Annotated in this window: 9 protein-coding genes; all 9 read right to left on the reverse strand. The window is 36.5% G+C overall.

The features are described 5' to 3' along the window. A partial coding sequence (locus ACIQ2X_RS10355) for a glycosyltransferase (protein ID WP_396178855.1) occupies positions 1–290 on the reverse strand: 290 nt, incomplete at its 3' end. Positions 291–521: 231 nt separating this feature from the next. Continuing rightward, positions 522–3,437: a glycoside hydrolase family 3 N-terminal domain-containing protein gene (locus ACIQ2X_RS10360; RefSeq protein WP_396178856.1), complete on the reverse strand. Its 2,916-nt coding sequence runs from the start codon at positions 3,435–3,437 to the stop codon at positions 522–524. 7 nt (positions 3,438–3,444) lie between these two features. Continuing rightward, positions 3,445–3,927, reverse strand: coding sequence for an ABC transporter ATPase (locus ACIQ2X_RS10365; RefSeq protein ID WP_396178857.1), 483 nt, complete (start codon positions 3,925–3,927; stop codon positions 3,445–3,447). Position 3,928: 1 nt separating this feature from the next. Continuing rightward, the gene (locus tag ACIQ2X_RS10370) at positions 3,929–4,552 is read right to left on the reverse strand and encodes a hypothetical protein (RefSeq protein ID WP_396178858.1); all 624 of its coding nucleotides are present in this window, start codon (positions 4,550–4,552) and stop codon (positions 3,929–3,931) included. 21 nt (positions 4,553–4,573) lie between these two features. Beyond that, positions 4,574–5,365, reverse strand: coding sequence for a (Fe-S)-binding protein (locus ACIQ2X_RS10375; RefSeq protein WP_396178859.1), 792 nt, complete (start codon positions 5,363–5,365; stop codon positions 4,574–4,576). 39 nt (positions 5,366–5,404) lie between these two features. Further along, complete coding sequence (locus ACIQ2X_RS10380) at positions 5,405–5,851, reverse strand: phosphoheptose isomerase (protein ID WP_396178860.1); 447 nt, start codon at positions 5,849–5,851, stop codon at positions 5,405–5,407. Positions 5,852–6,003: 152 nt separating this feature from the next. After that, positions 6,004–7,332, reverse strand: a complete 1,329-nt coding sequence (locus tag ACIQ2X_RS10385; protein ID WP_396178861.1) for a 4Fe-4S dicluster domain-containing protein — start codon at positions 7,330–7,332, stop codon at positions 6,004–6,006. A 13-nt stretch (positions 7,333–7,345) separates the two neighbouring features. After that, complete coding sequence (locus ACIQ2X_RS10390) at positions 7,346–8,305, reverse strand: MlaD family protein (protein WP_396178862.1); 960 nt, start codon at positions 8,303–8,305, stop codon at positions 7,346–7,348. Between the two features lie 50 nt (positions 8,306–8,355). After that, the coding region (locus ACIQ2X_RS10395; RefSeq protein ID WP_396178863.1) for an N-acetylmuramoyl-L-alanine amidase at positions 8,356–9,397 on the reverse strand (1,042 nt) is incomplete at its 5' end.

Here is a 9,397-nt window from a genome sequence, read left to right on the forward strand (position 1 = left end):
GCATGTGGAATGGCATAATGCACGTGCATCAATTCTATTTTATGCAACTTGACCATATCGACCAATTTACTAGAAAGTGCCAGTTCATAAGGCTGGTAATGAAACAACGCATATTCGGGTACATTAACTTCGTGGTAAAAAACGTTTGGGTTTAATAAAGCTAAGCGAACGGGTTGGCGGTAAGTAATAAAGTGGATTTCGTGGCCTCGTCGGGCAAGTTCCAAGCCCAATTCGGTAGCTACAACACCGCTTCCGCCAAAGGTAGGATAACAAACAATTGCTATTTTCATTCGTAAATTTTAGTTTCACGAATGTACAAAAATAGATTTGGGTGGCTTTTTTTTTGAACAATTTTAACGTGTGATTTAGTTTAAAATCGTTTTATGAAAAAAAAGGTAGTGAGCTTTGGCTGCGTGAGGGATGGAAATGGAGCTCTTTTTTGAACCCGTCCTGAAAGGCGGGGACAAAAAAAGCGGGAATGAACAGCCCGACCCGTAGGGACACGCCCAAAAAAAAATGAATTAGTTAGGAGTTGGGTTTATCGCTTCATAAATCACTTTCTGGATGTTTTCGCGGATATTTGCTTTCGAAAGTTCGTTAGGTAAATTGGAATCGGGAAAGGTTCGGTTGGACAAAAAAATGTAAACCAGATTGTGGGCGGGATCGACCCAAGCGATTGTTCCGGTAAAACCTGTGTGGCCAAAACTGCTTTCGGAAGCACAACCGCAAGTTGGTCCGGGAGTTCCAGCCAATTGCTGTTTATCAAAACCCAGTCCGCGACGGCTTCCTGAAGGTTCAAAATATCTTGTGTTGAAGGTATTAAAAGTGGCTTCCGAAAAATAAGTTTTTCCGGCGTAAGAACCTTTTTGCAGATACATTTGCATCATTTTTGCCAAATCCATCGTATTGGAAAAAATTCCTGCATGACCCGCCACGCCGCCTTCCATTGCCGCTTGCATGTCGTGAACATAACCGTGGATTTTTTGGTGTCGGAAATAGGTGTCAATTTCCGATGGAATAATGCGATCACGAGGAAATTTTGTTAATGGATTGTACATTGTAGTGTACATTCCCAAATGATGGTAAAAGTGATCAAAAGACAATACATTTAACGTTTGTTTGGTGGTTCGCTCTAAGTACTCTTTGAGCAAAATAAACGTAAAATCGCTGTACTTGTAGTCCTTGTTGGGTAAAAGTTCGCTGTTTTTGATCCAGTCAATTGTTGTATTTTGGTAATCATTTCTGATGTACAAACTATCGGCGACTTGCTTTGAAAACAGGTTATCAAACGTTTTTCGGTAATAGTTTTCGCTTGGTTTTCCTTCGGGATTTAAAGTCGCTTTGTAGAACGGTTCCCACGATTTTAATTGGGCTTGGTGCGAAAGCAATTCGATAAAAGTAATGTTACTTTTATTGGAATATTTGAAGTCTGGAAGCATTTCGCCCAAAGTGGTTTGCAAAGTAACTTTTCCTTGATCAAATTGCTGCATAACGTTTGGCAATGTAGATACAATTTTTGTTATTGAGGCGATGTCGTACAAATCAGTGTTTTTGACTTTAACTTTGTTTTCGTAAGTATGCGACCCAAACGACTTTTGGTACACGATTTTACCATCTTTGGCAACTAAAACTTGGGCTCCAGGTGTCATTTTGGCTTTAATCGCTTTTTGAACCAAGGCATCAATTTGATTTAATTTGGCTGAATTCATACCTACATTTTCGGCTGTCGAAAAACCCAAAACATTCAATTGTTGTGTTTCTAAACCGTGATTAACAGGATAAAAACTGCCAATAGAAACGGGTAATTTTCCTTTAGAACCAACGGCTCCAAAAATAATTTCGGCAGAAACAACCTGCGAAACTTCAGAATTTTGATAGGAAACGATTAAAGCATCGTAGTTGTCGAAATTTGTAATAGAAAGCAGCGAATAAGGTTTGGCAAAAACATCTAAAATGATGCGTTTGTATTTGGCAATAGTGTCAATTTTTGCCAATTCTGAAGCTTTAAAATCATGGTTTTTCCAAGCGCCGTCAGGTTTGTGAAATCCAACAATTACTTTGGTAAAAGGTTGTAATTTTACCATTAAAGAATCAATATTATCGTCTTGAATTTCGGTGATTTCTGTATAATTTTTTAATGTAGTTACAAATGCAGAATTGGTATCCTCGCCCATTTTTACATAGGCAATGCGTTCTTTATCGTAGTTTTTAATGGGCAAAATGGCATCATGGTTTCGCACAACTGTAATCGCGTTTTCGTACAATTCGTATTGTAAAGCGGTGTCTTTTGCCGAATTTAAGTCTTCAAACAAATTTGAAATATCAATTGGTTTGTAGGCATTTAAACCAGATTTGAATTTGAAATTCAAAATTTTCTTAACTGATTGTTGCAATCGTTCTTCTGAAATCAACAAATCTTGATACGCTACACAAATTTTTTCTAATGCTAACGGAACATTTTCTGCAAAAAGCAAAATATCATTGCCTGCCTTAAAGGCCTCAAGATCGATATCGCCTGGTTTTTTAAAATTACTCGCTCCTTTCATGTTCAGCGCGTCGGTAAAAATAAGTCCGTTGAAACCCAATTGTTTTTGCAACAGTTCAGTAACGATATTATAGGATAAAGAGGACGGGAAATTTTCGCGAGATTCCAAACTTGGCACGTTCAAATGCGCGACCATGACTGAGGCTAGTCCTTCTGCGAAGAGTTTTTTGTACGGATAAAGTTCGACTTCGTCAATATGTTCTTTTGAAAAATCGATTGTTGGAAGCGAATAGTGCGAATCTGTTGAGGTGGCTCCGTGGCCTGGAAAATGTTTTCCTGTGGCAAAAATGCCGTTGTTTTGAATTCCACGCATCAATGCTAATGCACTTCGGGTTACATTTTGTTTGTTTTCACCAAAAGAACGGTTGCCAATAATTGGGTTTTTAGGATTGGTATTGATGTCGAGAACGGGGGCAAAATTAAATTGAATTCCCATTCGCTGGCTTTGCTTGGCATAAGCCTTGCCAACTTTTTCAATCAAAAGTGTATCTTGAATCGCACCTAAAGTCATATTCCACGGAAACTTTGGCACTGAATCCAGTCGCATTGCGAGTCCCCATTCGGCATCAATTCCTATAAATAAGGGAATTTTTGATTTTTTTTGGTACCTGTTGGTTAATTTTGCTTGGCGTTTGGGTCCTCCTTGAAAGAAAATCAAACCTCCGATTTTATAATTTGCCACCAGTTTTTCGATGGAATTAGTATGTACGGAATCTTTATTGGAATAAGCTGCAACCATAAACAATTGTCCGATTCGTTCGTCAAGAGTCATTTGATTGTACACGCTATCAACCCATTTGGTTTGAGCTAAGGATGCTTTATCCGTAAAAGTTTTTTTTTGTGCAAAAGAAAGCTGACTTATAAAAATCAGTAACAGCAGGTATTTATTCATATTATTTTTAAAAGAATCGACCGTGCCAACTGTCGGCAGCCGGAGTTTCCCACGATTCGTTAAATTCCGCGATGTTGTTGACTAAATTATTAAATACGATTGTGTCGCCCGTTACGGCTTTGTCTTTAGCCATTTTTTTGAAATCAATCAAGGTTTTATGGGCTACATGTTCGCCTACTTTAAAAGTCACATTCATTTTGTCTAACAAATCGACATTATACTTTTGCTCCAAACTTTGAATAAAAGCCACCGAGGCATCTATGGAACAACCGGTAGCCACTTGGTTTTCTTGATTGACTGCCAAAATAATAAAGCGGTTGTATTTGAGCAAATAAGACGCTGTCAGACTTGTTCCGTGTGCGGCCCAATTTTCGATAAACTGCTGTAAATCAGTTTCAATTTCGGAAATTTCATCATCCGAAAATTTTCGGTTGGATTGGTAAATCCAAATTTTGGATTCTTCGGGAAGGGTATCAAAGGAAATATACATATTAAATTTTTGTGATGTCTAAAATGACTTTATAGGTAACAAAACTCTTGATCTTAGCATCATATAATTCAGCCAAGTAGTAGGAAACCTTTACATTATCTGTTGGTTTTAAAACTGAATCCGTAATCAAATATAAGTTTTCGAAATCTTCTAATAGTAAAAAGGTATGTGTTTTACCTGAATCTTCTTTTAGTTTAAAAGTAAGAAACTGGTCGTAATTTGTACTAATAATTGTTCCATTAATAAACAGTGTTTCTTCTACCATTTCTTCAGCATCATCTTCATCACTAGATTCTTCGTTGATTTTTTGGCTAATTGCATCTGCAAAAACAGGACAACTAAAAACTAAATTAGCACCAACGTTTTCGCCAAGTGCCCTCATTTGCTCTTTATTAGAAATAATATTTTTTCCATAATATTTCTCAACTTCATTACTGTATTTTCCAATAGATTCAATTAAACAAAGGCCTACAATGGTATTTAAAGATTTTTCATCAAAACCTTTTTGGTTAATACATTTGCACACATTTTCAGAGAATTTATCAATAAATTTTTCTTTACTCTCTTTTTGTGCTACCATAATTTGGGTAACAAACAGCAGCACGACAGTTGCAATTTTATTCATTGTAGACTACATTTTATTGGTTTATAAATCTTGAGCATTGGCAATCAATTCAGCAACATCCATTACTTTGATTTCGCCTTCTTTTTCTTTATTTTTAATTCCGTCGGTCATCATCGTGTTGCAAAACGGGCAACCAGCCGCAATTATTTCGGGTTTTACTTCTAAAGCATCCTCGGTACGTTCGATATTGACTTCTTTATTTCCAGGTTCGGCATCTTTAAACATTTGGGCCCCACCTGCTCCACAACAAAGTCCGTTGGCTTTAGAACGCTTCATTTCTACCAATTCGGCATCGAGTTTTGCAATTAATTCACGAGGTGCTTCGTACACATTATTGGCGCGACCCAAATAACAAGGATCGTGAAAAGTGATACGCTTTCCTTTAAATTGACCGCCTTCAATAGTCAACCGACCGTCGTCCAGGAGTGATTTTAGAAACTGTGTGTGGTGAATTACTTCATAAATACCGCCTAATTCTGGATATTCATTTTTTAACGTATTGAAGCAATGTGGACAAGCCGTAACAATTTTTTTAGCTTCATAAGCATTCAAAACTTCGATGTTCATCATGGCTTGCATTTGAAATAAAAATTCGTTGCCCGCTCTTTTGGCAGGATCACCTGTACAACTTTCTTCTGTTCCCAAAACGGCAAAAGAAATATTGGCACGGTTTAGAATTTTCACAAATGCTTTTGTGATTTTCTTAGCTCTATCATCAAAACTACCTGCACAACCCACCCAGAATAAAACTTCTGGTTGTTTTCCTTCGGCAAGCATTTCGGCCATTGTAGGCACATTTAAAATTTCTGACATAATTATTTTTCATTAATGACAATTCAAAAATTGTCTATACTATTCGTGGTGTTGATCATCAAAAACTTGAATCGTAACTTCTTTATCAACTAAATCGGTAAATTTTCCTCGGTACCGCGTGGCTTTCACCAAATGATTATCAATCCAATGGTAGTTTCCGCCTCGTGGTTTTCCCATCACCATTCCGTGGTATTTGAAACCGTGTTTTTTTAACCAAATTTCGGTATATTCTCTATGCGCTTCGGTTCGAGAAGTAAAAAAGCAAATAATATGACCTTCGTCGTACCATTTATTTAAAGTAATCAATGCATCGGGATACACTTCGGCTGTAAGCATTCGCTCGGGTTCTTCGTTTGGAATGTCATCACAAATGGTTCCATCGATATCTATTAAATAATTTTTTACGCCTTCGGGCAAAATGGGACTTATTGTTTGTCCGTTTTCGGTGGCTACTACCAGTCGCTTGTTTAAATCTTCCGTTTTCATTTTTGTTTCTAATTTAATTTTGATTTGAAATTAAAAACACCCTTAACCTCACTTATAAGAGAATTTTCCTAAATCGTTTTTATTATTTATTTTTTATGTGATATGTTCTATCTTCTTTACTCCCATCTCTAAACTTGCATTTCCCAACTCTTCTAATTCTCATTCTTCCAATTCAGTCGGTCTTGCTGGTTGTATTGCCAAGGCGCTCCATTATTTTCAATATTGGTCATCATCGCATTCAGTGGCATTGGTGCAGCACTTTGCTCCATAACCAAATATTGACGCATATCCATAATAATCGAAAGCGGACTGATATTTACGGGACATTCTTCTACACAAGCATTGCAACTTGTACAAGCCCAGAGTTCTTCTGGTGTAATATAATCGTTTAGTAATGTTTTATTATCTGGAATAAAAACACCTTTATTGGCATCAATATTTTTTCCTACTTCCTCCAAACGGTCTCGGGTATCCATCATAATTTTACGAGGAGACAATTTTTTTCCGGTTTGGTTTGCTGGACAAGCAGATGTACAACGACCACATTCCGTACACGTATATGCGTTCAGTAACTGTACCCAATTTAAATCTTGCACATCAGATGCACCAAATTTTGTAGGAGCTGCATCGGCCGGAGGTGCAGCATACGGATCGGCATTGGGATCCAACATTAACTTTACCTCATTGGTTACGGTTGCTGAATTTTCAAATTTTCCTTGTGGATCTAAATTGGCAAAATACGTATTTGGAAACGCCAATAAAATGTGCAAATGTTTTGAAAAGTACAAGTAATTCAAGAAAATCAAAATACCGGTGATATGCAACCACCAGGCAGCACGTTCAATTACGTAAACGGTTGCATTGGGAACGCCTTGAAATAATGCAGCGATGTGCTGACTGATAGGAAATGAACCTGCGGGGTGATAATTCAAGAATCCGCCAGATACGTTTTGCAAATGAAAATCTGCCGCATTCATTAGTAAAAACAAACCCATCAACACCACTTCAAAATACAAAATGATATTTCCATCCGATTTAGGCCATCCGTTTAAATCCGAGTGAACGAAGCGTTTCAACTTGATGATATTTCTTCTGATAAAAAAAATAACAACAGCCACCAAAACTAAAAAAGCCAATATTTCAAAAGAGCCAATGAGTACATTATAAACTGGACCTAGAAATGCAAAAACGCGGTGTGTTCCAAAAAGTCCATCGATTATAATTTCTAAAACTTCAATGTTTATAATCACAAAACCTACATATACTATAATATGTAAAAAACCAGCAACGGGGCGTTTCACCATCTTGGATTGACCTAAAGCAATCATTGCCATATTGTTCCATCGTTCTCCTTTTCGATCGGAACGGTTCACGTCTTTACCTAACTTAATATTTCGAATAAGTTTTTTACAATTGATTGTAAAATAACCGATTCCCAGAATTAGTAGGATTGCAAATAATATTGAAGATAAATAGTGCATAATTAATAAGCAGTTAGTTAGAAATAGAGTCTGATAAAACTGGAGTAACGTAAGGCTTGTTCTTTTTTCCAAATAGCGAAACATTGATATAACGCGTTGGATTCAAACGCAAATCTTGGAGCAGTAATTCCAACTCGGAAGAAGTTGCATTTAATTTTTTGTACAATTGATCGTCAGTCAACAATTTACCCATAGTTCCTTTTCCTTGTTCTAAGTTAGACATTAAAATATCCACACTTTTCAAAGATTTTTCGAAATGGTTGATGGTTTGACCAATTTTAGCATTTGCCAAGGTATCGGATAACTTAGCAAAATTGGCACTTGTTTTATTGATATTGGCTAAAGATCCGTCGATATTGACTTGATTTTTATTGATAATCTGGTTGACACTTTTACTGGTTTTTTCAAATTCAGACATTAAACTATTCAATTTAGCAATACTTTCTCTCAAATTTGCTTTTGATTTATCGTCCAGCACTTGGTTGAGATTCGTCAATAACAAATTGGCACTTTCGGCAACTTTTTCTATTTTTTCTTGCAGCGGTGTTAATTTTTCGCCTACTAAAGAAGTCAAACCTGGAACGTTTCGTCCTTTTAATGTTTCTCCAGATTGTGCCATAATAGGATCTTGAAGGTTAGGAACAATCTGGATTTGTTTTCCTCCAATGAGTCCAGGTTCGTAGATGTCAATTGTACTTGATTTAGAAATTGGGAAATCGTTTTTGACTTGAACTTCAACTTGTAAATTTCCAGTTGCGGGAATTAAGGTAATTCCCATAATTTTACCTACTGTTAATCCATTGATGGTTACGGGAGCCGAGGTTGATAATCCTTCTACATTTTCATATTGAACATAAAAGGTTCGGTACGAACTCAATAAATCTCGTCCTTGCAGAAAAGTGTAACCCCAAATAAATAATAATATGGATGCTATAACAAGTATCGCCGTTTTAATTTCTCTAGTAATTTTCAAAATATACTGTTTTTGTAAACAAATTTATAATAAATAATTGAATGCAACGCCTATTTTAAGGCTTCCTGTATGCTAATTTTAACACCATCTTTAAAAGCAATAATGTATGCACCTTCAAATCCTTTGGCTTTTGCTTCAGCCAAATTTTGTTTGATTTCATCGTAACTGGAAGTATTTCCATACATGTATTTATACAAACTTCCGTTATCCGTAGTCATTGAAATAGCATTTAAACCTTTAAAATTGCTCGGTGTTAAATCCAATTTTTTGCCACTTGCAGCGATTTGAACCTTAAAAACAATGCCTTGTTTGGGAGTTTCGGACTCCACTTTGGGTGTTACTTTATTGGAGGTGTTTTTAGAAACTACCTCATTAACAGTTGGTTTTTCCGGTGTAGGAACGTATTTTTCTATTTGGGGCTCATTTTTTCCAGAACCGTAAAATTCATTTTTATAACTGATAATCGCATTGGCAATTCCGTTTGCTATTTCTTCTTGACCTGCAACCGAATTCATATAGTTCCCTTCTCTCGCATTAGAAATAAATCCCATTTCGATTAAAATTCTAGGCATGTAAATTTCTCTTAAAACCAGAAATCCCGCTTGCTTCACACGTCGGTCTTTACGACCAAAATTAGTTGCCATCCCGTTTTGCACTCTACTGGCTAATGAAATACTATTATCCATATATTCTTCCTGCAATATGGTAGTTCCAATTGCAGTTTCGGGATTTTTGGGATCGTAGCCGTTGTACTTCATTTTATAGTCTTTTTCCAACGTTACTACTTCATTCTCAAGTCTTGCCACTTCTAAGTTCGAAGCATTTCGGTGTGCACCCATAACATACGTTTCATAACCTTCGGCCGAAGTATTTTTGTTGGCGTTGCAATGAATAGAAACAAAAATGGACGCTTTATTACTATTTGCAATATCGGCACGTTTATTTAACTCCACAAAAACATCGGTATCACGGGTATAAATTACATCTATATTAGGGTTTTTTTCGAGGATTTTTCCAACTTTCAAAGTAACACTTAACGCAATTTGACTTTCGACAAAACCATGGTAAGAAGCACCTTTGTCATGTCCACCA

Source organism: Flavobacterium sp., from assembly GCF_044368625.1.
Taxonomy (GTDB): Bacteria; Bacteroidota; Bacteroidia; order Flavobacteriales; family Flavobacteriaceae; genus Flavobacterium.

Bases quoted from the DNA above. Each gene is read 5' to 3' on its own strand.
- ACIQ2X_RS10360 (WP_396178856.1), bottom strand. From the start codon at position 3,437: ATGAATAAATACCTGCTGTTACTGATTTTTATAAGTCAGCTTTCTTTT.
- ACIQ2X_RS10365 (WP_396178857.1), bottom strand. From the start codon at position 3,927: ATGTATATTTCCTTTGATACCCTTCCCGAAGAATCCAAAATTTGGATT.
- ACIQ2X_RS10370 (WP_396178858.1), bottom strand. From the start codon at position 4,552: ATGAATAAAATTGCAACTGTCGTGCTGCTGTTTGTTACCCAAATTATG.
- ACIQ2X_RS10375 (WP_396178859.1), bottom strand. From the start codon at position 5,365: ATGTCAGAAATTTTAAATGTGCCTACAATGGCCGAAATGCTTGCCGAA.
- ACIQ2X_RS10380 (WP_396178860.1), bottom strand. From the start codon at position 5,851: ATGAAAACGGAAGATTTAAACAAGCGACTGGTAGTAGCCACCGAAAAC.
- ACIQ2X_RS10385 (WP_396178861.1), bottom strand. From the start codon at position 7,332: ATGCACTATTTATCTTCAATATTATTTGCAATCCTACTAATTCTGGGA.